At 70.2% G+C, this 22304-nt stretch carries 20 protein-coding genes; 10 read left to right on the forward strand and 10 right to left on the reverse strand.

Going from position 1 to position 22304, the window contains the following annotated elements; genetic code table 11:
• The first annotated feature begins 17 nt into the window (after positions 1-17).
• From ACYVAK_RS02480 to ACYVAK_RS02490, 3 genes are read left to right on the forward strand one after another with little or no spacing between them, the layout of a single operon-like run.
• Positions 18-761 (forward strand): HAD family hydrolase, encoded by a 744-nt coding sequence (locus ACYVAK_RS02480; protein ID WP_461057640.1) that lies wholly within the window; start codon positions 18-20, stop codon positions 759-761.
• Positions 762-795: 34 nt separating this feature from the next.
• Positions 796-2178: a leucyl aminopeptidase family protein gene (locus ACYVAK_RS02485; protein WP_461057642.1), complete on the forward strand. Its 1383-nt coding sequence runs from the start codon at positions 796-798 to the stop codon at positions 2176-2178.
• A 35-nt stretch (positions 2179-2213) separates the two neighbouring features.
• Positions 2214-3047 (forward strand): HDOD domain-containing protein, encoded by an 834-nt coding sequence (locus tag ACYVAK_RS02490; RefSeq protein WP_461057644.1) that lies wholly within the window; start codon positions 2214-2216, stop codon positions 3045-3047.
• A 4-nt stretch (positions 3048-3051) separates the two neighbouring features.
• Here the strand turns inward: ACYVAK_RS02490 and prmC are convergent, their stop codons facing one another.
• The 4 genes from prmC to ahpC all read right to left on the reverse strand — a co-directional run bounded on the left by prmC (position 3052) and on the right by ahpC (position 6841).
• Positions 3052-3912, reverse strand: coding sequence for a peptide chain release factor N(5)-glutamine methyltransferase (gene prmC, locus ACYVAK_RS02495; RefSeq protein WP_461057646.1), 861 nt, complete (start codon positions 3910-3912; stop codon positions 3052-3054).
• Positions 3903-4466, reverse strand: coding sequence for a Pycsar system effector family protein (locus ACYVAK_RS02500; protein ID WP_461057648.1), 564 nt, complete (start codon positions 4464-4466; stop codon positions 3903-3905). The genes prmC and ACYVAK_RS02500 overlap by 10 nt, the downstream gene beginning before the upstream one ends.
• Positions 4467-4524: 58 nt before the next feature.
• Complete coding sequence (gene ahpF / locus ACYVAK_RS02505) at positions 4525-6123, reverse strand: alkyl hydroperoxide reductase subunit F (protein WP_461057650.1); 1599 nt, start codon at positions 6121-6123, stop codon at positions 4525-4527.
• A gap of 154 nt (positions 6124-6277) precedes the next feature.
• Positions 6278-6841, reverse strand: coding sequence for an alkyl hydroperoxide reductase subunit C (ahpC, locus tag ACYVAK_RS02510; RefSeq protein WP_461057652.1), 564 nt, complete (start codon positions 6839-6841; stop codon positions 6278-6280).
• Between the two features lie 171 nt (positions 6842-7012).
• Between ahpC and ACYVAK_RS02515 the strand changes: the two genes are divergently transcribed.
• Both ACYVAK_RS02515 and ACYVAK_RS02520 read left to right on the forward strand, forming a co-directional pair.
• Positions 7013-7942 carry a LysR substrate-binding domain-containing protein gene (locus ACYVAK_RS02515; RefSeq protein WP_461057654.1) on the forward strand — a complete coding sequence of 310 codons (930 nt, stop codon included), beginning with the start codon at positions 7013-7015 and terminating at the stop codon, positions 7940-7942.
• A complete protein-coding gene (locus ACYVAK_RS02520; RefSeq protein WP_461057656.1) occupies positions 7939-8610 on the forward strand; it encodes a hypothetical protein in 672 nt (223 codons plus the stop codon). The genes ACYVAK_RS02515 and ACYVAK_RS02520 overlap by 4 nt, the downstream gene beginning before the upstream one ends.
• Here ACYVAK_RS02520 and ACYVAK_RS02525 read toward each other — a convergent pair.
• Genes ACYVAK_RS02525 through ACYVAK_RS02535 form a run of 3 tightly spaced genes read right to left on the reverse strand, consistent with a single transcriptional unit; the run spans position 8580 to position 12321 of the window.
• Positions 8580-9482, reverse strand: a complete 903-nt coding sequence (locus tag ACYVAK_RS02525) for a DMT family transporter (RefSeq protein WP_461057658.1) — start codon at positions 9480-9482, stop codon at positions 8580-8582. The genes ACYVAK_RS02520 and ACYVAK_RS02525 overlap by 31 nt on opposite strands.
• On the reverse strand, positions 9472-10113 hold the full coding sequence (locus ACYVAK_RS02530) for a glutathione S-transferase family protein (RefSeq protein WP_461057660.1): 642 nt from the start codon (positions 10111-10113) through the stop codon (positions 9472-9474). Before ACYVAK_RS02530 ends, ACYVAK_RS02525 begins: the two co-directional genes overlap by 11 nt.
• Positions 10114-10116: 3 nt before the next feature.
• A complete protein-coding gene (locus ACYVAK_RS02535) occupies positions 10117-12321 on the reverse strand; it encodes a nucleotidyl cyclase domain-containing protein (RefSeq protein ID WP_461057662.1) in 2205 nt (734 codons plus the stop codon).
• A 174-nt stretch (positions 12322-12495) separates the two neighbouring features.
• Here ACYVAK_RS02535 and ACYVAK_RS02540 point away from each other — a divergent pair, with 174 nt between their 5' ends.
• From ACYVAK_RS02540 to rlmM, 5 genes are all read left to right on the forward strand, one after another.
• Positions 12496-12846 carry a hypothetical protein gene (locus tag ACYVAK_RS02540; RefSeq protein WP_461057664.1) on the forward strand — a complete coding sequence of 117 codons (351 nt, stop codon included), beginning with the start codon at positions 12496-12498 and terminating at the stop codon, positions 12844-12846.
• A gap of 80 nt (positions 12847-12926) precedes the next feature.
• Entirely contained in the window at positions 12927-14669 is a 1743-nt protein-coding gene (locus tag ACYVAK_RS02545) for a glutamine--tRNA ligase/YqeY domain fusion protein (RefSeq protein WP_461057666.1), read from the forward strand.
• Between the two features lie 2 nt (positions 14670-14671).
• On the forward strand, positions 14672-15148 hold the full coding sequence (locus ACYVAK_RS02550; RefSeq protein ID WP_461057668.1) for a hypothetical protein: 477 nt from the start codon (positions 14672-14674) through the stop codon (positions 15146-15148).
• The gene (locus tag ACYVAK_RS02555; protein ID WP_461057670.1) at positions 15148-15705 is read left to right on the forward strand and encodes a nucleoside deaminase; all 558 of its coding nucleotides are present in this window, start codon (positions 15148-15150) and stop codon (positions 15703-15705) included. Before ACYVAK_RS02550 ends, ACYVAK_RS02555 begins: the two co-directional genes overlap by 1 nt.
• Before the next feature lie 4 nt (positions 15706-15709).
• On the forward strand, positions 15710-16801 hold the full coding sequence (gene rlmM, locus ACYVAK_RS02560) for a 23S rRNA (cytidine(2498)-2'-O)-methyltransferase RlmM (RefSeq protein WP_461057672.1): 1092 nt from the start codon (positions 15710-15712) through the stop codon (positions 16799-16801).
• Positions 16802-16834: 33 nt separating this feature from the next.
• On the opposite strand, the gene ACYVAK_RS02565 is transcribed toward rlmM, so the two are convergent.
• The 3 genes from ACYVAK_RS02565 to ACYVAK_RS02575 form a co-directional block, all read right to left on the reverse strand.
• Positions 16835-17308, reverse strand: a complete 474-nt coding sequence (locus tag ACYVAK_RS02565; protein WP_461057674.1) for a chemotaxis protein CheW — start codon at positions 17306-17308, stop codon at positions 16835-16837.
• A gap of 22 nt (positions 17309-17330) precedes the next feature.
• Positions 17331-19343, reverse strand: a complete 2013-nt coding sequence (locus ACYVAK_RS02570) for a chemotaxis protein CheB (protein ID WP_461057676.1) — start codon at positions 19341-19343, stop codon at positions 17331-17333.
• Positions 19336-22304 (reverse strand): hybrid sensor histidine kinase/response regulator (locus ACYVAK_RS02575; protein ID WP_461057678.1); only part of this gene is annotated, 2969 nt, incomplete at its 5' end. The genes ACYVAK_RS02570 and ACYVAK_RS02575, both read right to left, overlap by 8 nt.

Consider the following 22304-nt stretch of genomic DNA (forward strand, 5'->3'; position numbering starts at 1 on the left):
TGGGGGACAATGGCCGGATGACGACCATCCGCGCCATCAGCTTCGACCTCGACGACACCCTGTGGCCGATCTGGCCTGTGATCGAGCGGGCCGAAGCCGCCCTGCACGCCTACCTCGACGCCCACTGCCCACGCACCGCCGCGGCCTATCCGGTGCCACGCATGCGCGCGCTGCGCGAGCAGGTGGCGAACGAGCACCCCCACCTGGCCCACGACTTCACGGCGCAACGCCTGATCTGCCTTGAGCGCGCGCTGGCCGAGGGCGGCGACGACCTCGCGCACGCGCGCCCGGCCTTCGAGGCGCTGTACCTCGAGCGCAACCGCGTGGCCTTCTTCGACGACGCCCTGCCGGCGCTCGATGTCCTGGGCGGGCGATTCCTCCTCGCCTCGCTGACGAACGGCAACGCCGACCTGCAGCGCATCGGCATCGCCGAACGCTTCGCGGTCCGCGTGGCGGCCCGCGAGATGGGCATGGCCAAACCCGAGCGGGGGATCTTCGAGCACACGGTCCAGGCCTTGGGCCTTGCGAGTGCCGAGGTGCTGCACGTCGGCGACGACCCATGGCTCGACGTTCACGGCGCCGCAAGCGCCGGCCTTCGCACGTGCTGGGTGAACCGCCATGGCGCCGCCTGGCCGAGCGAGCTGCCGTCGCCCGACCTCGAGGTGGCGACGCTCGACGCACTCGTGGCCGCGCTGGATCGCCCCGGCGGGCTTGACGCACCGCGACAAGCCGCGGCGGACGAACCCGCTAAGCTCGGCTGAATTCCGAATCCATCCCGCATCGACGCCATCGTCCATGTCGCTTCCCACCTGCTTCGTGCCGGCCGATGCGCCGGCCCTGCCACTCCACCTCGTCGACACCGCGCACTTCGCGGCATGGAAATCGGCCCAGCCCGCTGCAACGCAAACGTGGATCGACGCCCATGGATTCAAGGGCGATGCATTCACCCAGTTGCTGATCCCCGGCACCGATGGCGCACCCGCCGCCGCGGTGGCCGGCATCGGCGACCCGCAGGACCCCGCCAGCCTCGGCCACCTGCCCGCGCTTCTGCCGCCGATCGCCTTCCGCATCGCCACGGACAGCCCGGTGGCCATGGCCGCGGATCGCGCCCTGCTCGGCTGGGGCCTCGGGGCGTACAAGTTCGCCCGCTACCTGAAGTCGGTGAAGCCGACGGCGAAGCTGGCCGTCGACGCGGCATCGCAGCCCGAGGCACTGGCCCTGCTGGCCGCATCGATCCTGACGCGCGACCTCGTGAACACCCCGACCGAGCACATGGGGCCGGACGAGCTCGAAGCGACGGTGCAGGCGCTGGCGACGACGCACGGTGCCGGCTTCCGCAGCATCCGCGGCGCCGAACTGCTGGCGCAGAATTTCCCGGCCATCCATGCCGTGGGCCGGGCGAGCCATCGCGCGCCGCGGCTGATCGAGCTCACGCACGGCGACCCCGCGTCGCCACATCTCGTCATCGTCGGCAAGGGCGTTTGCTTCGACACCGGCGGGCTCGACGTGAAACCGGCCGACGGCATGCGCAACATGAAGAAGGACATGGGCGGCGCGGCGCACGCCATCGCGCTGGCCCGCCTCGTGCTCGAGCGCGCGCTGCCCGTGCGCCTGACCCTGCTTGTCCCGGCCGTCGAGAACGCGCTGGGTCCGGACGCCTACCGGCCCGGCGAGGTGATCGCCACGCGCGCCGGCCTGAGCGTCGAGATCGACAACACCGACGCGGAAGGCCGGATCATCCTCTGCGATGCGCTCACCTACGCCGCCGAGCAGTCCCCGGCGCTGGTGATGGATTTCGCCACGCTCACCGGCGCCGCGCGCATCGCGCTCGGCCCCGACCTGCCGGCCTTGTTCTGCAACCGCGACGACCTCGCCGCGAGCTACATCGAAGCCGGCGTCGAACAGCGCGACCCGCTGTGGCGCATGCCGCTGTGGCGGCCGTACCACAGCTACCTCAAGTCCGGCATCGCCGACATGGCGAACTCGGGCGCCTCGCGAATGGCGGGATGTGTGACGGCCGCCCTCTATCTCGAGCGCTTCATCCCCGATGCTCAGCCGTGGACGCACGTCGACGTGTATTCCTGGAACGACGCCGATCGCCCGGGGAAGCCGGCCGGCGGTGAAGCCCAAGGACTGCGCGCCGCCTGGTGCTTCCTGAAACGCCGCTTCGCCCCCTAAGCTCCACCCACCACGCCACCACGACGGAGCCCGCGATGCACGTGCAGAAGATGCTCGAACAGGCCCATCAGCTGCCGTCCATCCCGAAGGTCGTGCAGGAGCTGCTGCGCGACTTCGACGATCCCAACGTCGATGCCGGGAAGATCGCCGCCAAGCTGCAGCTCGACCAGGCGCTGACCGCGAAAGTGCTGCGCCTTGCGAACTCCTCGTTCTATGGCGGTACCCGCAAGGTCAGCACGGTGAACGACGCGGTGGTGCTCCTGGGCGTCGACGCACTGCGGACCATGGTCGCCGCGGGCGGCGTGGTCGCCGCCTTCAAGGCGCCGGACGAGTTCGACCTGCGCGCCTTCTGGCGCAAGAGCTTCATGGTGGCGGGCTTGTGCCGATGGCTGGTGCGTCGCGGCAAGCTGCGCAGCCTCAACGCCGAGACGGCGTTCACGGCCGGCTTGCTGCACGACGTCGGCAACCTCCTGATGCATACCCTCGACGGCGAGCGCATGCGCGAGGTCGATGCCGCGGTGGCCGCCGGGGCGCCTCGCGGCGACACCGAGCAGATGATCCTCGGCTACACCTCGGTGGAGATCGGCGGCGCACTCGCCAGCCATTGGCACTTCCCCGATGCGCTCTGCGAGGCGGTGGTGAACCAGGCGGCCCCCATGGCGGCGCGCGTGCCCAACGAATACGCCGGCCTCGTCCACGTCGCCCGCGCCTGCCACCTGCTGGTCATCGGCAAGCAGCCGTTCGACCGCTTGTTCACCAGCGCGGCGGCCCCGGTCTGCTCGTGGCTGGAACTGGAACAGGAAACGCTCGAGCCGCACTGGGAGGACGTCGTCTCCATCGGCAACGACATGGACGCCCTGCTGGACTGAGGCCTCAGGCCCCGCGATGCCCGAGGGTCACGCGGTCGCGTCCTTCGAGGTCGCGAACCGTCGTGATGCCGCTGAATCCGGCCGCAGCGAGCAACCCGCGCACCGCCTCCCCTTGGCGCCAGCCGTGCTCCAGGAGCAGCCAGCCGCCGGGCCGAAGGTGGAGCGCCGAGTCGCGAGCGATCCACCGCAGGTCGTCGAGGCCGTCGCGGCCGGAGGCGAGCGCGCCGCGCGGCTCGAAACGCAGGTCACCCATCGACAGGTGCGGATCGTCGGCCTCGATGTAGGGGGGGTTGCTGGCCACGAGGTCGAACTGCTCGCCGGCGACCGGCGCGAACCACGCCCCGTCGCGAACGTCGACCCGCGCCTCGAGGCCAAGGCGTCGCGCATTGCGTCGCGCCACGGCTGCCGCGCCGGGACTGACCTCCACGGCGACCACCTCGGCCAGCGGCCGCTCCAAGGCGAGCGCTAGCGCGATCGCGCCTGTTCCGGTACCCAGGTCGAGTAAGCGAAGCGGCCGCCCCGGCGGCAGCCGGGCCAAGGCCTCCTCCACCAGGCATTCGGTGTCGGGGCGCGGAATGAGGGTATCGGCCGTCACCTCGAGGTCGAATCGCCAGAAGCCGCGCCGGCCCGTGAGGTAGGCCACGGGCTCGCCGGCCACGCGCCGAACCAGCAGGGCGTCGAAGCGGGCGGCGGCGACCGGATCGAGCGCCTCGTCCGCGTGCGTGAACAGCCACGTGCGGTCTTTCTCCAGCACATGGGCGAGCAGCGACTCGGCCTCGACGCGGGCTTCCCCGACGTCGTCGCCGGAGACGGCGGCCAGGGCCGTTCCGGCCCGCCGCAACACCGTCCGTATGCTCAGGTCCATCCGCCGCTCCACCGGGCGAGCTGGACCGCGCAGGCGCCCAGGAAACCGCAAAGGAAACTCAGGTAGGCCCCCCGCAGGTAGCGGTACTTGTGGTGCGAGAGGTACCAGCCCAGCGAATACACGTCCTTCGCCATGGCGGCATAGACGCTGCCGCCGGGCTTCAGCGAGCGCTCGATCTCGTCGAGGAAGCGCTCGCGCGTGAGCTCGGCGAAATGCCCGAAGAACAGCAGGTTGAACGCCGGCGGCAACGGCGCATCCGGGCTCGGCAAGCGCAGCGGCCGGTACTTCGGCAGCACGGCCAGCACCGCGAGGAGCAGCGCCAGCAGGGTGAACACGGCGAGCACGATCATCGAATGGCGCAGCCCGGGATCGTTGAACCGCGCGAGGCTCAGCGTGAGCACCACCGACGAAACGGTGATGAGGATATTGGCCTTGGTGTCGGCCATGGCCGACAGGTGCACATGGTGCTGCTGCAGGGTGCGGAGCAGCGTGTCGCTGGAATTTCGCTCGGGGATCCCCTCGAAGCGGGGCTGGTCTTCCTCTGGCGTCGCCATCGTCCCCTCCGCCGGTCGGACGGAGGGATGATAGCGGGCGCAGGGCCTCCAGCAGCACTCAAGCCGTTGCCGGCACCTCCGACGGCGCGGCGGCGGCCGCCGGCGCACTGTGGCGGATCAGGTGGTCGAAGGCCGACAGCGCGGCGGTCGAACCGCCGCCCATCGCGACGACGATCTGCTTGTAGGGCTCGGTGGTCGCGTCGCCGGCGGCGAACACGCCCGGCAGCGAGGTGTGGCCCTTGTCGTCGGTGACGATCTCCCCGCGCGGCGTCAGTTCGATCGTGCCCTTCAGCCACTCGGTGTTCGGCAGCAGGCCGATCTGCACGAACACGCCCTCGAGGTCGATGCGCTTCGATTCGCCGCTGGCGCGGTCGGTGTAGACGAGCCCGTCGACGCGCTGGCCGTCGCCGGTCACCTCGGTGGTCTGGGCGTTCGTGATCACCACGACGTTGGGCAGCGAGCGCAGCTTGCGCTGCAGCACTTCGTCGGCCCGCAGCTTGGTGTCGAACTCGAGCAGGGTCACGTGCGCCACGATCCCCGCGAGGTCGATGGCCGCCTCGACGCCGGAGTTGCCGCCGCCGATCACCGCCACGCGCTTGCCCTTGAACAGCGGGCCGTCGCAGTGCGGGCAGAAGGCCACGCCCTTGTTGCGGTACTGGTCCTCGCCCGGCACGTTCATCGTGCGCCAGCGCGCGCCGGTGGCGAGGATCACCGTCTTCGACTTCAGCGAGGCGCCGTTGGCGAGCTTCACCTCGACGAGGCCGTCGGCGCCAGCGGGCACCAGCGCCTCGGCGCGCTGCAGGTTCATCAGGTCGACGCCGTTGGCGCGCACGTTGCGCTCCAGCTCGGCGGCGAGCTTCGGCCCCTCGGTCTCCATCACGGCCACGAGGTTCTCGATGCCCATGGTGTCCATCACCTGGCCGCCGAAACGCTCGGCGGCGATGCCGGTGCGGATGCCCTTGCGCGCGGCGTAGATGGCCGCCGCGGCGCCCGCCGGGCCACCGCCGACGATCAGCACCTCGAAGGGCGCCTTCGTCTTGATGGCTTCGGCGGCGCGCGCCTCGGCGCCGGTGTCGAGCTTGGCGACGATCTGCGCCAGCTCCATGCGGCCCGAACCGAAGGGCTGGCCGTTGAGGAACACCGCCGGCACGGCCATCACCTCGCGCGCCTCGACCTCGGCCTGGAACAGCGCGCCGTCGATCGCCACGTGGGTGATGCGCGGGTTCAGCACCGCCATCAGGTTGAGCGCCTGCACCACGTCGGGGCAGTTGCCGCAGGACAGCGAGAAATAGCTCTCGAACTGGAAGTCGCCGTCGAGGCCCTTCACCGCGTCGACCAGGGCCTGCTCGACCTTCGGCGGGTAGCCGCTGACCTGCAGCAGGGCCAGCACCAGCGAGGTGAACTCGTGGCCCAGCGGGATGCCGGCGAAGCGCACCGCCACCGACGCATCGTCCGCGCGCTGGATGGCGAACGAGGGCGTGCGGACGTCGGCCGCTTCGCGCAGCGTGATCTTCGGCGACAGCGACGCGACGGTCTCCAGCAGCGCGCGCAGCTCGGCGGACGAGTCACCGCCGTCGAACGAGGCGACGAGTTCGATCGGGGCGACCAGACGCTCGAGGTAGGCGGCGAGCTGGGTCTTCAGGGCGTCATCCAACATGGTGGGACTCCGGTACAAGGCAAGAAGGGGCCTCGGCACACGCAGGGCGGGCCGTGGGCAGGCAAAGGAAAGGTGCTTGCCAAAACCGCGCGGCGCGGCTTGGGCAAGCACCCGGGCCGCCGCGCAGGGCGCGGCGACCGGGTGGCGGGTTGGCTTAGATCTTGCCGACGAGGTCCAGCGACGGGGCGATCGTCTTGGCGCCTTCGTTCCACTTGGCCGGGCAGACCTGGCCCGGGTTCTTGGCGACGAACTGCGCGGCCTTCAGCTTGCGCAGGGTCTCCTTCATGTCACGCGCGATGGCGTTGTCATGGATCTCGGCGGTCTTGATGACACCTTCCGGGTTGACGATGAAGGTGCCGCGCAGGGCCAGGCCCTCTTCCTCGATGTGCACGCCGAACATGCGGGTCAGCGCATGGGTCGGGTCGCCGACCAGCGGGAACTTGGCCTTGCCGACGGCCGGCGAGGTCTCGTGCCACACCTTGTGCGAGAAATGCGTGTCGGTGGTGACGATGTAGACCTCGGCGCCCAGCTTCTGGAACTCGGCGTAGTTGTCGGCGGCGTCCTCGACTTCGGTCGGGCAGTTGAAGGTGAAGGCGGCCGGCATGAACACGATGACCGACCACTCGCCCTTGAAGCTCTCCTCGGTGACCGGCACGAACTTGCCGTTGTGGAAGGCGGTGGTCTTGAACGGCTGGACCGCGGTGTTGATCAGGGACATGGGTATCACTCCTGGTTGGGAAGGTGGGGTTGGGGAGGGGAGGAAGCGAAGGGGGGGCCCGCGCACCGCCGTTGGACGTGGGGGCGCGGCTGACGGATTGCAATGTAGTCGCAGCGCACAAAAAGATGAAATGAATTGAACGCATTGATTCAATAGCCTTAGACTATCGATATGAACCTCCGTGACCTGCGCTACCTGCTGGCCCTCGCTGAGCATCGGCACTTCGGCCGTGCGGCCGAGGCCAGCCACGTCAGCCAGCCCACGCTGTCGACCCAGATCCGCAAGCTGGAAGACGAACTGGGCGTGGCACTCGTGGAGCGCGCCCCGCGCAAGGTGATGCTCACCGAAGCCGGTGCCGAGATCGCGCAGCGCGCCCGCCACGTCATCGCCGAGGTCGAGCAGATGCGCGAGATCGCCCGTCGCGCCCACGATCCGGAATCGGGCACGCTGCGGCTCGGCCTCTTCCCCACGCTGGGCCCCTACCTGCTTCCCCACGTGGTGGGCCCGTTGCGCGCCCGCTATCCCAAGCTGGAGCTGCTGCTCGTGGAGGAGAAAACGGGCGACCTGATCGCGCGACTGCGCGAAGGCCGCATCGACGCGGCGGTGCTGGCCCTCCCCGTCGACGACGAAGGCCTTGAACACGCGGTGCTGTTCGACGAGCCCTTCGTGCTCGCCGTGCCGGAAAAACACCCACTGGCGACGCCACGCGGCCGCAAGCGCGCGACGCTCAGCCTCGACACGCTGCAGCACGAGCACCTGCTGCTGCTCGAGGACGGCCATTGCCTGCGCGAGCAGGCCCTCGACGTCTGCCACCTCGCCGGCGCCAGCGAGAAGGACGGCTTCCGCGCCACGTCGCTCGAGACGCTGCGGCAGATGGTCGCCGCCGGCGTAGGCATGACCCTGCTTCCCGTGTTGGCGGTGAAGCCCCCGGTGCCACCGCAGCCCAACCTGCGCCTGCTGCCTTTCGCCGCCCCGGCGCCGAAGCGCCGAATCGCCTTGTTCTGGCGCAAGAGCTCCGCGCGGGCCACCTTCCTGCGCGGCTTCGCCGACGTGTTGGCTCGGCTACCGGCAGAACTGCTGCGCCTCGAGGCGCGCGAATGACCGGGGCATCGGCCACGGCCCTGGGGCCGGTGCCTCGCACCCTGCTCATCGTGATGGCGGGCTGCCTCGCGTTCGGCGGGTGGCAGTCGCGGACCCCGGCGGTTGCAACAGCGCGCGACGTGAACGGCGCGCCGGCCGCTTGCGTGGTACCGCGCATCGGCGCCGCGCCGACGCCGGTGCAGTTGGGCGCCGCGCCGACCATGCCGCCGTTCCTGCTGGGCGACCATCGCACCACGCCTCGAGCCGGATTCGCCGTGGAGGCCACCGTCCTCGGCGTCGAACGCTACCGCCTTGGCCGCGAGGCGGCGGTCTCGCCGCTGGATCTCGCGCTGGGGTGGGGCCCGATGGCCGACCCGGCGAACTACGAGGCGCTCGACATCTCCCAGTCGGGCCGCTGGTACCACTACCGTTGGGGGCCAGAGGGCCCGCCACTGCCGCTCGAGACCATCATCGCCAGCAGCAGCAACATGCACATGATCCCGGCGAATTCGGCGATCGCGAAGCGCCTCGACGCGCTCGACGAGGGCCACCGCGTTCGCCTCACCGGCTGGCTGGTCGATATCGAGACACCGGACGGCTACCGGTGGTCGACGTCGCTGCGCCGCGACGACAGCGGCGACGGCGCTTGCGAGATCGTCTACGTCTGCGAAGTCACCGTGCTGCCCTGAGGGTCCGCCGGCTTGAGCCCGGCGACGAAGATCCCCGCAAGCGACATCGCGACGCCGATCCACTCGTACATCGCGGTGGGGCGGGAGAACAGCAGCACGTCGAACACGAAGGCCAGCAGCGGCTGCAGGAGCAGCAGCAGACCCACGCTGGCGACGCTGATACGCGGCAACGCCCGGCCGATCAGCACCCAGCCGAGGCACTGGCCGATCAGCCCGAGCGCCAGCAGGGCCACGAGGCTGCGGGTGTCGGGGATGGCGAACGACACCCCTTCGACCAATACCGCGACACCGAGGATCGCCGCGCACTGCAGCGTCGACACCACGAGGATCGGTTCCGCCGCCATCGGCGCCTCGCGCTGGCTGCGCTTCAGTCCGAGGTTGTAGGCGGCGTAGGCGATGCCCGTGGCGAAGCCGAGCCAAACCCCCGCCTTCGACTCGGCGGCCAGCGTCGACCAGCCGTCGCCGAGGATCAGCGCCAGCCCGCCGAACGCGAGGACGACACCGAGTGCGAAGCGCGCATGCAGGCGTTCGCCGAAGAACAGCACGCTCGCGGCCACCATGAAGAACACCTGCGTGTTCGCCAGCAGCGTCGCCAATCCAGGGCCGACGGCGTGGATGCTGCGATGCCAGAGCCAGAGATCGGCGGCAAATGCGAAGGCCGGCCACAGGCAGAAAGCCCATGCACGCGGCGGCACCTGACGCCAGCGTCCCAGCACCAGCAGCACCAAGGCGAGCATCGACCCACCGAAGGCCATGCGCCAAAAGCCGGCGACGGTGGGCGGTACGTCGGCGTAGCGCACCAGGACCCCGGTGAGGCTGATCAGGCTGGCGCCGCCGGCCATCGCCAGCAGCGCGCCCCGGTCAGAGCGCATCGTAGGCCAGTCGTTCGGACTCCGCCTCCGCGGCCGTCTGCCATTCGCGCATCGCCGGCAGCGCGAAAAGCGCGTCGCAGTAGTGCCTCGCGTTGTCGTCCAACGCCACGCCGTAGCCGCGGAAGCGGATGGCGACCGGCGCGAACATCGCATCGACGATGCCGAATCGACCCAGGAGGAACGGCCCGTCGGCGCGACGCCGGAGCTCGCGCCAGAGCGTCAGGACGCGGCGGATGTCGGCGTCGGCGTCCGCGTTCCAGCGGTAGGCGTTCGGCGTGCGCCGGCAGTTCATCGGCAGCTGCGCGCGAAGCGCGGCGAAGCCGGAATGCATCTCCGAGGCGGCGCAACGGGCGAGGCAGCGCAGCGCGGGATCGGCCGGCCAGCCGCGACCGTCGAGGAAAGCCTCATTGACGTACTCGCAGATGGCGAGCGAATCCCAGACCACGCGAGCGCCGTCGTGCAGCACGGGGACACGCCCGGTGGGAGAGTAGTCGGGGATGCGCCGGCGGAACTCCGGCGTGTCGAGCGGCAGGCGGACCTCGTGGAACGGGACGTCGAAGTGCCGCAGCAGCAGCCACGGCCGGAGCGACCAGGAGGAGTAGTTCTTGTTGCCGATGACGAGTTCGAGCATGGCTCAGTGTAGCGCCGGCACGGCGGCCTGCACCGCCTGCGCGCCGGGTACGCGGGCACGCGCCAATGCCTCCCCAGCGCGCTCGATCATCGGGCGCGGCACGCGCTCGCCCACGGCGATGGCACCGATGCCGATCAACCATTCGGCCACCATCGGGCGGATGCCGGCCGGAGCGAGGCCGGACGCCGGCGCTTCGGCCGGGGACAAGCGCTGGTGCAGCGCCTCGGCGAACGCACGCGCAGCGGGCACGTCGAGGCCAGGCAGGACCATCCACAGCTCGTCGGGGCCCGGACGGCCCAGCAGGTGCGAGGGCAAGGCATCGAGCACTTCGAGGGCGGCGATCAGCCGTTTGGCCCGCCCCTCGAAGCCCCCCTCTCCCGCCAGCGGGATCCGCAGCAAAGCGATCGGCTCGCTGTTGTCGCGGCAACGCTCGAAGGCGACGCGGAGGTCGCGCTGCAGCGCCTCCGCGTTCAGCACCTCGAGCACCGGGTCGAGGTCGGCACGGATCGCCGCCTCGCGCTCTTCCAGGGCGTTGGCCGCCACCCGGCGGGCGGCGGCCACCAGGGTCTCGATGCGGGCCAACTCCTCCGGCTCGAAGCCGCGGCCGCGTCGCTCGGCGAACAGCGCGGTCCATCCCCGCTCGGAGATGAGGTAAGGCACCAGCGCGACCTGGCTTGGACCATCGATGCCCATCGGCAGGACGAGCTGCTGCGGCGTTCCGAGGCGAAGCAGCGAACGCAGCACGCGCGCGCGATCGCGCAGCAGCATCGCGTACGCCGACTGCGCGTCGGCCGGCTCGGCGATGATGGTGTCCTCGCCATGCAACGTGGAACGGGCGACGGCCGTCGACCGGCCTTCGATCAGGGGCTTGAGCGTCTCGATCAGCCGGCGCGCCACCACCCAGTCCGCTTCCGCGCCGCCGCCGTAGCGGAGCGCTGCATCGATGGCGGCGACCATCTTGGCTTCCGCACGCTTCCAGCGCTCATCCACGGGGATCTCGGGGACCGGCGCCGCGACCTTCGGCGCTTCCACCGGCAGCCCGCGCATCCACGGCAACAGCACGAGCGCGAACATCAGGGTGGCGATCAGCAGCTGGTAGCCATAGAGCGCGAGCGCGGAGGCCGGCACCGCGCCCCCCGCCGCGAGGGCGCGGACCACCAGGGCTGCGATCAGCAAAGCCATCAACGCGATCGGCACCGAACGCAGCCGCCGGCGGTCCAGCGCGAAGGCCACGAGCACCAGCAGCCAGGCCTGCGACCACACCAGTTCGGCGACACGTCGCAGAAGGTCGGCATATTCGGCGGGAACCCGCGTGCCGACGAAGGCCAGGACCACGAGCCCGAGACCGATGCGCTGGTACCAATGCGCCAAGGTCGCCGAGTTCGACTTCAAGCCGGACTGCCGGCGCGCAACGACCAGCAAGGCGCCGGCAAGCAGGATGGTGGTCGCATACACCAGGCCACCGGCCAGCCAGGGCTCGAGCACTGCGCGCAACGCCAGGGGCAGGTGGTCGTTGATCAGGGCGATGGACAACGCCGAAACGCCGGTCAACGCCGCCATGCCCCAGCCTCCCGCACCGGCGCGCCGGACGGCGGGCACGAGGCAGAGTGCGAACGAGACCAGCAGCACGCCATAGACCAGCGCGAACAGACGGCGGGCTGCCGCCTCGCGCTCGGCGAGGACCCGGCCATCGATCAACTGCGGGCGGAGGTCGGCATCGACATTGCCTTCCACGCGGAGATAGATCGACGCATCGCCCGCCACGGCATCGGGCAAGGGCAGGACGAAGCCATCGGGCCAACGCGCGTCCCAGGTGCCGAGGCGGAAATAGCGGCTCTCGGCAACCTCCCTCGCCGGCGCCGCCGGCAGGAGGACGGCAACGCGATCCACTGGCGCACGCTCCAGGCGGACATACCAGCGTTCCCCGGTTTCCCGAGCCGGCACGTTGGCCTGCAGGCGGAGCCAGACGATCCGGTCGGCGCGCGGCGACGCCGCCACCGCCCCGTCGAGCGCCGGGAAGAAGCCCGGCTGATAGCGTCCGCTGAGGACATCGGCCAGCGGCACATCGGGCGGCGCGGTCGTCGAAGCGACCTGCAAGGGCACGCTGCTGCGCGCGAGATCGACCCGCGTGGCCGGCGCCACCGCGACGGCGACCAGCAGCAGCAGGGCGATGGCGGCGAGGGCCAGCGTGGTCAGACGCACGTGCATGCGGTCGGCAGCGGACAGGCGGACACCCACTGTAGCGGAAGGTCCGCGGGAATTGACGGCCTTTGACAGACGGGCGCCCGCGGACGGCACCGGCCGATTCCGTTGACAGGCTCTGACAACCCTTCACGCCGCGACTACGCGACCATGGAGGCCCATCGACAGAGGAGCCCGCCAATGCAGCCCAGCCTCGCCGCCTTCCGCACCGCGATCCTGTTGACCGTCCTCGCCCTAGTCGGCCTCGCCAGCGGCACGGCGAGCGCCCAGGAAGACCGGCGCGTTCGCATCATCAACGAGACCAGCCACACCATCGTCCGCTTCTACGGCTCGAACGCCGGAACCACCGATTGGGAGGAAGACATCCTCGGGGACGACGTGCTCGCTCCGGGCCAGTCGGTGATGATCAACTTCGACGACGGCACGGGTTACTGCAAGTTCGACTTCAAGGCCGAGTTCGACGACGGCGACGAAGTGGTCAAGCACGGCATCGACGTCTGCGAGATCTCCAGCTTCCGCTTCACCGAGTAAGGCGCAGGGCCCCAGCGCGGAGCGATGAACGGCCCGGCGGGGTAGACTTCGCGGTCTGCCCCGTTTCCGTTCCAGGCGCCATGAGCGAACCTTCCTCCGCGACCGAGGCCTCCCCGGTCCGCACCGACTTCATCCGCAACATCGTCCGCGAGGACCTCGCCAGCGGGAAGCACGGGCACATCAACACCCGCTTCCCGCCGGAGCCGAACGGCTACCTGCACCTCGGGCATTCGAAGAGCATCTGCCTGAACTTCGGCATCGCTGCCGAGTTCGGCGGGCACTGCAACCTGCGCTTCGACGACACCAACCCCGAGAAGGAAGACCTCGAGTATGTCGAGGCGATCAAGGAAGACGTGCGCTGGCTGGGCTTCGAATGGCACGAGCTGCGCCATGCCTCGGACTACTTCGAGGTGCTCTACCTCGCCGCCGAGCAGCTGATCCGCGACGGCAAGGCCTTCGTCTGCGACCTCTCTGCCGAAGAAGTCCGCCAGTATCGCGGCAGCCTCACCGAGCCGGGTCGCGAATCACCCTTCCGGAACCGCAGCGTCGAGGAAAACCTCGATCTCTTCCGGCGCATGCGCGCGGGCGAGTTCGCCGACGGTGCGCGCACCCTGCGCGCCAAGATCGACATGGCCTCGGGCAACATCAACCTGCGCGATCCGGCGCTGTACCGCATCAAGAAGGTGCCCCACCAGGCCACTGGCGATGCGTGGTGCATCTACCCGATGTACGACTACGCGCATGCGCTGTCGGACGCCATCGAGGGCATCACCCACTCGCTGTGCACGCTGGAGTTCGAGGACCACCGGCCGCTGTACGACTGGGCCGTGGACCACGTGCGGCTGCACGAGCGCCCCGAGCTGCTGAAGCCCCTGACGGACAAAGGCGTGCCGAACGAAGCCGCCAAGCCGCGGCAGATCGAGTTCTCGCGCCTCAACATCAACTACACGGTGATGAGCAAGCGCAAGCTGCTCGCGCTGGTGAACGAAAAGCTGGTCGCCGGCTGGGACGACCCGCGCATGCCGACGCTGCAGGGCATCCGCCGCCGCGGCGTGCCGCCCGAGGCCCTGCACCTGCTGGCCGAGCGCGTCGGCATCTCGAAGCAGAACTCGGTCATCGACTTCTCGGTGTTCGAGGGCTGCATCCGCGACGTGCTCGACGCCAAGGCGGAGCGCCGCATGGCGGTCATCGACCCGGTCAAGGTGACGATCACCAACCTGCCCGAGGGCCATCGCGAATCGCTGACGTTCTCGAATCATCCGAAGGACGAATCGAAGGGCCAGCGCGCCGTGCCGTTCTCGAACGCGCTGTGGATCGAACGCGAGGACTTCATGGAAACCCCGGTGAAGGGCTTCCACCGCCTCGTGCCGGGCGGCGAAGTGCGCCTGCGCGGCGCCGGCATCCTCAAGTGCGACGAGTTGGTCAAGGACGGCGACACGATCATCGAACTGCGCTGCACGCTCGACCCGGAAAGCCGCCCCGGCATGGAAGGCGCGAACCGCAAGGTGAAGGGCACGATCCACTGGGTGTGCGCGAACGCCGGCGTCGCGGCCGAAGTGCGCCTGTACGACCGCCTGTTCTCGGTGGAGAACCCGGACGACGATGAAGGCGGCAAGACCTACCGCGACCACCTGAACCCGGACTCGATCCGCGTGGTCACGGGCTATGTCGAACCCGCCGCCGCGGCGCTCGCCAACGAGACCGCCGTGCAGTTCGAGCGCCTCGGTTACTTCGCCGCCGAACGCCATGACCACGCACCGGCCACGCCGGTGTTCAATCGCACCGTGACCCTGCGCGACAGCTGGGCCGCGAAAGGAGCCTGACCATGCGTGCGTCTTCCCGATCGACCACGGCCCTCCTCGCCCGCGTCGCCCTGCTCGCGGCCTCGTTGGCGCTTGCGGCTTGCGCCGGTGCCTCGTCGGGCAACGGCGACGCCGGCTCCGGGCCGGCCACGCCGCCACCGGACATGGCGGTGCCCGCCACGGACGCCAACGGCCGGCCCATGGTCGACCAGCCGCGGGCGAACGCCGCGGTGCCGGTGGCCGACGCCGGCGCGCCCGGCGAAGTGGACTATTCCTGCACCACCGACGCCGACTGCGCCGTCAAGGACGTCGGCAGCTGCTGTGGCTACTCGCCGGCCTGCGTGAACGCGAACAGCCCGACCTTCCCCGAGCAGGTGAAGGCCGAATGCGCCAAGAACGACATGCAGTCGATCTGCGGTTTCCGCGACATCGCCGGCTGCGTGTGCGTGGAAGGCCGCTGCGAGGCTGGCCCGGCCACCAGCGGCGAGGCCGTGCGCTGATGCTCTACGCGCAGGTGCACCTGACGCTGCCCGCCTGGGTGCATGACGCCGTGGACGCCGCGGCCGACTACGGCGACGACGACGCCAAGATGGCGCTCGCCATCCGTCTTTCCGCCTTGAACGTGGCGCACGGCAGCGGCGGTCCGTTCGGGGCGGCCGTGTTCTCGCCCGAAGGCCGGTTGATCGGCGTCGGCGTCAATCGCGTCGTGCCGCACAGCACCTCGATCGCGCACGCGGAAATGATGGCCTTCGCCACCAGCCAGCAGCGCGTGCAGCAGTTCCGCCTCAACGCCGAACGCAGCCCGATCACGCTGGCCACGTCCTCGCAGCCCTGCTGCATGTGCTACGGCGCCAGCGTCTGGGCAGGCATCGACCGCCTGCTGGTCGGCGCGCGCGCCGAGGACGTCGAATCGCTGGCGGGCTTCGACGAAGGCCCCTTGCCCGCGGACTGGCGCGGTGAGCTGCAGAAGCGCGGCATCGAAGTCATCACCGACCTGCGCCGCGACGAAGCGTGTGCCGTGCTGGCCGAGTACGGCCGTTCCGGCAAGGTCTACTGACGCGATGAGCATCCTGAAGCCCGAACCGGCCCTGATCGCCTACTGCCGGCCGGGCTTCGAGCCCGAGCTCGCCGCCGAACTCACCGCGCGTGCAGGCGAGCGCGACCACTGGGGCCACGCCGCGACCGAGCGCGGCAACGGTATCGTGCGCTACGTCTGCGCGAGTGCAGCGCTGCTGGAACGGCAACTGGCCTTCGATGACCTGATTTTTGCGCGGCAGAAACTGCTGGGGCTCGTGCGCCTGGATGGCATCGATCCGACCGACCGCATCACGCCACTGCTGGCCGCCTTGGAGACGACCCGCGAAACGGTCGCGGCAGCCTTGGGTGGGCCCTTGCGCTTCGGCGATCTCGTGGTCGAGCACAGCGACAGTGACGAGGGCCGTGAGCTGGCCGGCCTGGCTCGCGGCTTCGGCAACGCCCTGCGTCCGGCCCTGCGCAAGCCGGGCTGGCTCACCGACAAGCCGGATGCGCGCAAGCCTCGCCTGCACGTGCTGTTGCATTCCGGCACGCGCATGGAACTGGCGCTCTCGCGCGTCGAGGACAGCAGCCCCTGGCCGGGCGGCATCCCGCGGCTGCGCCAGCCGCCGAACGCGCCGAGCCGCAGCGCTGCCAAGCTCGACGAGGCGATCCACACTCTGCTCACCGACGACGAGCGGACGACGCTGCTGCGCGACGGCCTGCGCGGCGCCGACCTCGGCGCGGCGCCGGGCGGTTGGACGTGGGTGCTGGTGCGCGCGGGCCTGCGCGTCACCGCCGTCGACAACGGCCCGCTGAAGGAGCCCGTGGCGGGGCATCCGCAGGTCGAGCACCTGCGCGCCGACGGCTTCAAGTGGCAGCCCGCCCGCCCGCTCGACTGGATGGTCTGCGACATGGTCGAGCAACCGCGCCGCGTCGCCGAGCGCATGGCCGAATGGTTCCGCGAGGGCTGGTGCCGCAACGCGATCTTCAACCTCAAGCTGCCGATGAAGAAGCGCTGGGACGAGACCGTGCTCTGCCTCGACCTGTTCCGTGCGCAGGCCGGCGAGCTGAAGGCGCTGCGCGCCCGCCAGCTCTACCACGACCGCGAAGAGATCACCGTGTTCGCGCGGCGCTGAGCCGCGCGTCCGCTGCCAGGACTGCGCCCGGCGTCAGGCGGCCTTGGAGAGCGCTTCGTCGACGAGCAGTTCGACCGTCATCAGGTCGGGGATCACGGCGATGTCCTCGCCGAGCTGCACGCGGGCCTGCACGCCGAGCGGATGTTCGCGCATGTCCTCGACCGGCAGCAGGCGCTCGCGCGCGACGCTGACCAGGCGCGGGAAGCCCGTCGACACCAGGGCGAAGTAGGGCAAGCGCGGATTGCCGCCGAGGGCTTTCAGCACGGCGACCTTCGCACCAAGCTGCACGCTGTCGGACGGCCAACCAACCAGCTGCGGGAAACTGAGGATCGGCAAGCGCCAGCCGCGCCACCGCGCCACGCCGAGCAGCCACTCCGGCGCCGCGTCCACGCGCTCCGGCTCGGAATACGAAATGACCTCGGCGACGTTCGCGTTCGGCAACAGCAGGCGTCCTCCGCCGCCGACGGCGATCATCACGCCACGGATATCGTTCTGCTCGGTGCTCATGGCGTGTTCCGTTCGAGTCGCATCAGGTGGGGAAATAGGCATCGAGCCGCGCGGCCATGTCGGTGGCCGCCACCGGGGATGCGCCAGCCGCCTGCAAGGCCACGGCGGCCTTCGCATCGAAGCAGCTCGACGGATCCTGCACAAGGACGCGCGTGCCGTTGGCCATCGCGCGCACCAGTGGTTCGACGACGGCTTCGTCGGCGCCGCTGAGGACAACGACGGCGCCCTCCGTCGCCATCGTCGCGGCGATCAGCGTGGCCACGCCTCCGTCCCTCGGGAAACTGAGGGCACCGGCGCTGGACAGGCCGTCGGGCAGCACACGCACGGCGCCCGCGGGCGGCGTCTCGTTGGCCTCGGCCAAGGCGACGGGAAGGCGGCTGATCTTCGCAAGCTGTTCGACGAACCGGTCATGGCGGCCGCCATCGAGGTTTTGCTGCAGTACGACGGCGAGCGGGAAGCTCGCGGGCAGCGCGCGAACGATCTGGCGCACCGCGTCCGGGCCACCGATACCGGAGAGCAGCAACACCGTCCTCGTGGCGGGAGCGGATTCTTCGACGCCCCCGGCCAGTGGGCTCAGGCTCAGGTGTGCGAGGTCGGGCATGACCGCATCGGAGACGACCGGCGGCAGCGGGGCAGCGGGTGCATCGTCGATCGGGGCGAGCTCGAGGCTTGCCAGCGCGGAGAAATCGAACTGCGGCTTGCTGGCGGGCGGGGGCGTCGCCACCGGCGGGTCGTCCTCGGCCGAAAGGCTGAGCGCCCCGGTGTCGGGGACCACGGCGGCAGGCGCCTTCGGCGCCTCGGGCAGGTCGCCTTCGGCGAAATCGAAATCAGGGATCGGCGGCGGCTCGGCATAGGCCCGCACGGGCTCCAGAGGGACGTCCCCTTGGACACCGAGCGCGAGCGGGGTCTCCTGGCGATCGAACGACGGGAAATCTTCGCCGACCTCCTCGCTGCGCCCCTCGAACGTCAGCGCGTCGAGGTTCTCGTCGAAGGACGCCGCCAGCTTCGCAAGCTCGGGGTCCATCGCCAAGGACTCGTCACCGCCATCGTCGGCCAGCATGGACACGCCGTCGGTACTCGCGAAGCGGAATCCAGCGCCGTCGCCGAAGGCGGCGAGCTCATCCTCGGTCAGGGTGAGCTCTTCGACGTCCATCGACAGTGCATCGGCCTCGACAGGCGGCATCGGGGCATCGAAGCTGATTTCCTTGGCGGAGAGCAGCGAGACCGATGGCTGGGTCGGGCGCGCCATCGTCTCGCCGCCGTCGTCGTCGACCAACTCCAAGCCGCGCAAGTCGATCATTCCGACGTCCAGATCGTCCGCGACGGAGAGTGCCGCGACGTGGCCGGCGGCGTGGGCTTCCGGACCACCCACGTCGACGACGGGCGCCTGCATGGCCAGCGCCAAAGCGGCGAGATCGAGATCAAGATGCTGCGGATCGCCCTCCTCGGCCGGCGGTGTCACCCACGGGGCGGTTGGCGAAGCCTCGGCCGCGGCCTGGGGATCGGGCGCATCGACCGGGATCGGCGCGTCGCTCGGCCGGTAGGCGCTCGGCACCTCCGCTGCCGATGCATTGATCTCGGCAGCGAAATCGTCGATGCGGGCCTCGTCCGCCAGGGCGGCGGGCGTGGTCGGCGCGCCGGGCTCGAGGAATTCGGCCGCTTCCTGGTGCGCCATGGGCTCCGCACCGGGCGGAAAAACGTCGCGCCCCAGCAACTTCGCGGCCAGGTGGCGCGCCCAGCGGTTGAGGTCCCAGCCCTGCAGCTTCGATGTGGTCTCGGCTTCGTCGAACATGACGTTCAAGCCGGGGGCGAGCAGTTCGTCGTCGAGGCGATCGAGGGCGGCTTCGACCGCCGGCTCGACGCTGACCAGGACGGTCGTCGCGCCTGCGGACGCCAAGGCCCCCTGCGCAAGTTCGTTCGGGTCGGCCTCCACCACGAGCTCGGCGCCGAGTTCGGTGATCGCCCGCTTCAGCTGCTCGCGGGCGTCGCCAGCGCGGGCGAGCAGCGCCACCTTGAGACGCGACCCGTCAGCCACGCGCGGCCACCTCGGCCAGCAGCTCGAAGACGTGGCGGATCAGTTCCGGCTCCTGGTAGGGCTTGCCGAGGTAGCGGTTAACGCCGATCTCGAACGCACGCTGGCGGTGTTTGTCGCCGGTACGCGAGGTGATCATGATGATCGGCACGTCGCGCAGTCGTGCGTCGCCGCGCATCGTCTGCGCCAACTCGTAACCGTCCATGCGCGGCATCTCGATGTCGAGCAGCATCAGGTCGGGGACGCGCTCCGCCATCTTCTCGATGGCATCAACGCCGTCCTTCGCCGTGCCGACCTCGAAGTTGTGGCGTTCGAGCACGCGCCCGGTGACCTTGCGCATGGTGATCGAGTCGTCGACCACCATCACGAAGGGCACCTTGCGCTCGGCCAGCGGCGCGGCAACCGGCGTCGCCGGGCGGTCCTCGACGATGGCCTCGGCGGCCAGCGCGTTGAATCGACGGGCCAGCGGCGCGACGTCGAGGATCACCACGACCGAGCCGTCACCCATGATGGTGGCGCCGAAGATGCCGGTCACCGAGCTGACCTGCGGCCCGACCGGCTTCACCACGATCTCGCGGCTGCCGAGCACCTGGTCGACGCAGATCGCGGCGCGCAGGTCGCCGGAGCGGGCCAGCAGCAGCGGCATCTGCAGGCTGCCTTCCGCATTGGCAGGCGCATGGCCCACGAGGCGGCCGAGGTCGTAGATGCCGTAGTCCTCGCCGGCGTAACGGAACACCGGGTTGCCCGTGGCTTCCTGCTCGGCCAACTCGCTGCGGCCGATGCGCGCGACGCCCTGCACCGAGGCGATCGGCACGGCGAAGCGCGTCTCGCCGATCTTGACGAACACCGCCTGCGTGACTGCGAGGGTGAACGGCAGGCGCACCGTGAATTCGCTGCCCTTGCCGGGCGTGGAGCGGATCTGCAGCGAGCCGCCGAGCTGGCGGATTTCGCTGTAGACGACGTCCATGCCGACGCCGCGGCCGGCGAGCTTGCTCACCGTCTCGGCGGTCGAGAAACCGGATTCCAGGATGAAGCCGAACACCTGCTCGTCGCTGAGCTGGGCGTCGGCCGTCGTCAGGCCACGCTCGACGGCCTTGGCGAAGATGCGGTCGCGGTCGAGCCCCTTGCCGTCGTCGGTCAAGCGCAGCACCACTTCGGAGCCTTCGCGCGCCACCGCGATGCGGACCGTGCCCTCGGCGTCCTTCTTCGCCTTTCGGCGTTCTTCCGGCGTTTCGAGGCCGTGGGCGATGGCGTTGCGCAGCATGTGCTCGATCGGCGCCGTCATGCGGTCGAGCACCGAACGGTCCATTTCGCCGCTGGCGCCGTCGACCTTGAGCTGGGCCTGCTTGCCGGTGTCGGTGCAGGCCTGGCGGAGCACGCGGCGGAGGCGCGGGACCAGCGATTCGAAGGGCAGCATGCGCGTGCGCATGAGACCTTCCTGCAGGTCCGAGCTCACGCGCGACTGCTGCAGCAGCAGGGCTTCGTAGCCGCGGGTCAGTTCGTCGAGCGAGTCGTAGAGGTTGCCCAAGTCGTTCGTCGACTCGGCCAGCGAGCGGGTGAGCTGCTGCTGCGTCGAGAAGCGGTCGAACTCCAGTGGGTCGAACTGCTTGCTCGTCTCCTCCTCGCGCTGGTAGCGCGAGGCGATCTGCGCTTCGGTTTCGATCTCGAGGCGGCGCAGCTGGTCGCGGATACGCGAGGTCGTCTGCTCGAGTTCATTGAGGTTGCCTCGGAACGCGCCGAGCTGCTGCTCGAGACGGGCGCGGTAGATGGCCACCTCGCCGGCGTAGTTGACGAGCTTGTCGAGCAGGTCGGCGCGGATGCGCACCTGCTCCTGAGCGGCGCGCAGCGCGCCGCCGTCGTCGTCGTCGAGGACGTCCTCGATCGGGCGCGACAGCTCGGCAAGCTTGGGCTTGCGAGCTTCCACGGCGACCGGCGCCGTGCCGGTTTCGGCATCGCCTGCCACGGCACCCGGCAGCGGCTGGCCGAGCGCGAGGGCGTTGACCTGGGCGATCAGGCCGTTCGGCTGGACGATCGCCTTCCGCTCGGCGACGCGGGTCGTCATCGCGTGGAGGCGGTCGAAACAGCGCTCGAGGACGATGACACCGCGGGCGTCGAGGCTGCGCTTGCCGTCGGCCACGGCTTCGAGCAGGGACTCCATCGCGTGGCCGAGTTCGCCGATGGCCCAGACGCCGGCCATGCGCGCGCCGCCCTTGAGCGTGTGCAGGTCGCGCTGCAAGCCCGTGATGAGCTCGCGGTCCTCGTGCTCGTCGCGCAGGCGGGCCATCAGGCCATCGCTGTGGTCGAGCAGGTCGTTCGATTCCTCGAGGAAGATCTCGAGCAGGTCGGTGTCGATATCGGTGGTGTCGAGCGCCTCGTCCGGATCCTCCGGGTCCCCGGCGTCAGGCACGGTCGTGGCGTCGAAAACCAGGCCGACGACCGCCTCGGGAGCGCTCGATCCCGCGGACTCTTCCGCGGCCCGCCGGGCTGCCTCGCGGCGCGCCAGTTCCTCGGCGATGCGCGCCCGCTCGGCGCGTTCGGCAACCTGCCGGGCCTCTTCGGCCTCACGCTCCGCTTGGAGGCGCTGCGCCTCGGCCGCGGCGTCGCGCGCGGCCTGCTCTCGCGCAGCCTGTTCAGCGGCGGCACGCGCTTCGGCCTCGCGGGCCTCCGCCTCGCGCGCCTCGTGTTCCGCCTGGGCGCGGGCGGCGAGTTCGGCCAGCTCCGCTTGCATCTGGGCGAAGGCCGCAGCCTCGCGCTCGGACTGCTCGAGGGCGAGCTGCTCCGCGGCGGCACGCGCGTCGCGCTCCGCCTGCTCGAAGGCAGCCATTTCCACTTCCAACGCAGCGGCTTCGGCGGCAGCGGCTTCGGCGGCAGCGGCTTCGGCGGCAGCGGCTTCGGCGGCAGCGGCTTCGGCGGCAGCGGCTTCGGCGGCAGCGGCTTCGGCGGCAGCGGCTTCGGCGGCAGCGG

It is taken from the genome of Silanimonas algicola (assembly GCF_054777375.1).

Bases quoted from the DNA above. Each gene is read 5' to 3' on its own strand.
- ACYVAK_RS02540 (WP_461057664.1), top strand. From the start codon at position 12,496: ATGCAGCCCAGCCTCGCCGCCTTCCGCACCGCGATCCTGTTGACCGTC.
- prmC (WP_461057646.1), bottom strand. From the start codon at position 3,912: ATGGACCTGAGCATACGGACGGTGTTGCGGCGGGCCGGAACGGCCCTG.
- ACYVAK_RS02500 (WP_461057648.1), bottom strand. From the start codon at position 4,466: ATGGCGACGCCAGAGGAAGACCAGCCCCGCTTCGAGGGGATCCCCGAG.
- ACYVAK_RS02565 (WP_461057674.1), bottom strand. From the start codon at position 17,308: ATGAGCACCGAGCAGAACGATATCCGTGGCGTGATGATCGCCGTCGGC.
- ACYVAK_RS02480 (WP_461057640.1), top strand. From the start codon at position 18: ATGACGACCATCCGCGCCATCAGCTTCGACCTCGACGACACCCTGTGG.
- ACYVAK_RS02555 (WP_461057670.1), top strand. From the start codon at position 15,148: ATGCTCTACGCGCAGGTGCACCTGACGCTGCCCGCCTGGGTGCATGAC.
- ACYVAK_RS02530 (WP_461057660.1), bottom strand. From the start codon at position 10,113: ATGCTCGAACTCGTCATCGGCAACAAGAACTACTCCTCCTGGTCGCTC.
- rlmM (WP_461057672.1), top strand. From the start codon at position 15,710: ATGAGCATCCTGAAGCCCGAACCGGCCCTGATCGCCTACTGCCGGCCG.
- ahpC (WP_461057652.1), bottom strand. From the start codon at position 6,841: ATGTCCCTGATCAACACCGCGGTCCAGCCGTTCAAGACCACCGCCTTC.
- ACYVAK_RS02535 (WP_461057662.1), bottom strand. From the start codon at position 12,321: ATGCACGTGCGTCTGACCACGCTGGCCCTCGCCGCCATCGCCCTGCTG.
- ACYVAK_RS02490 (WP_461057644.1), top strand. From the start codon at position 2,214: ATGCACGTGCAGAAGATGCTCGAACAGGCCCATCAGCTGCCGTCCATC.
- ACYVAK_RS02485 (WP_461057642.1), top strand. From the start codon at position 796: ATGTCGCTTCCCACCTGCTTCGTGCCGGCCGATGCGCCGGCCCTGCCA.
- ACYVAK_RS02515 (WP_461057654.1), top strand. From the start codon at position 7,013: ATGAACCTCCGTGACCTGCGCTACCTGCTGGCCCTCGCTGAGCATCGG.
- ACYVAK_RS02525 (WP_461057658.1), bottom strand. From the start codon at position 9,482: ATGCGCTCTGACCGGGGCGCGCTGCTGGCGATGGCCGGCGGCGCCAGC.
- ahpF (WP_461057650.1), bottom strand. From the start codon at position 6,123: ATGTTGGATGACGCCCTGAAGACCCAGCTCGCCGCCTACCTCGAGCGT.
- ACYVAK_RS02550 (WP_461057668.1), top strand. From the start codon at position 14,672: ATGCGTGCGTCTTCCCGATCGACCACGGCCCTCCTCGCCCGCGTCGCC.
- ACYVAK_RS02545 (WP_461057666.1), top strand. From the start codon at position 12,927: ATGAGCGAACCTTCCTCCGCGACCGAGGCCTCCCCGGTCCGCACCGAC.
- ACYVAK_RS02520 (WP_461057656.1), top strand. From the start codon at position 7,939: ATGACCGGGGCATCGGCCACGGCCCTGGGGCCGGTGCCTCGCACCCTG.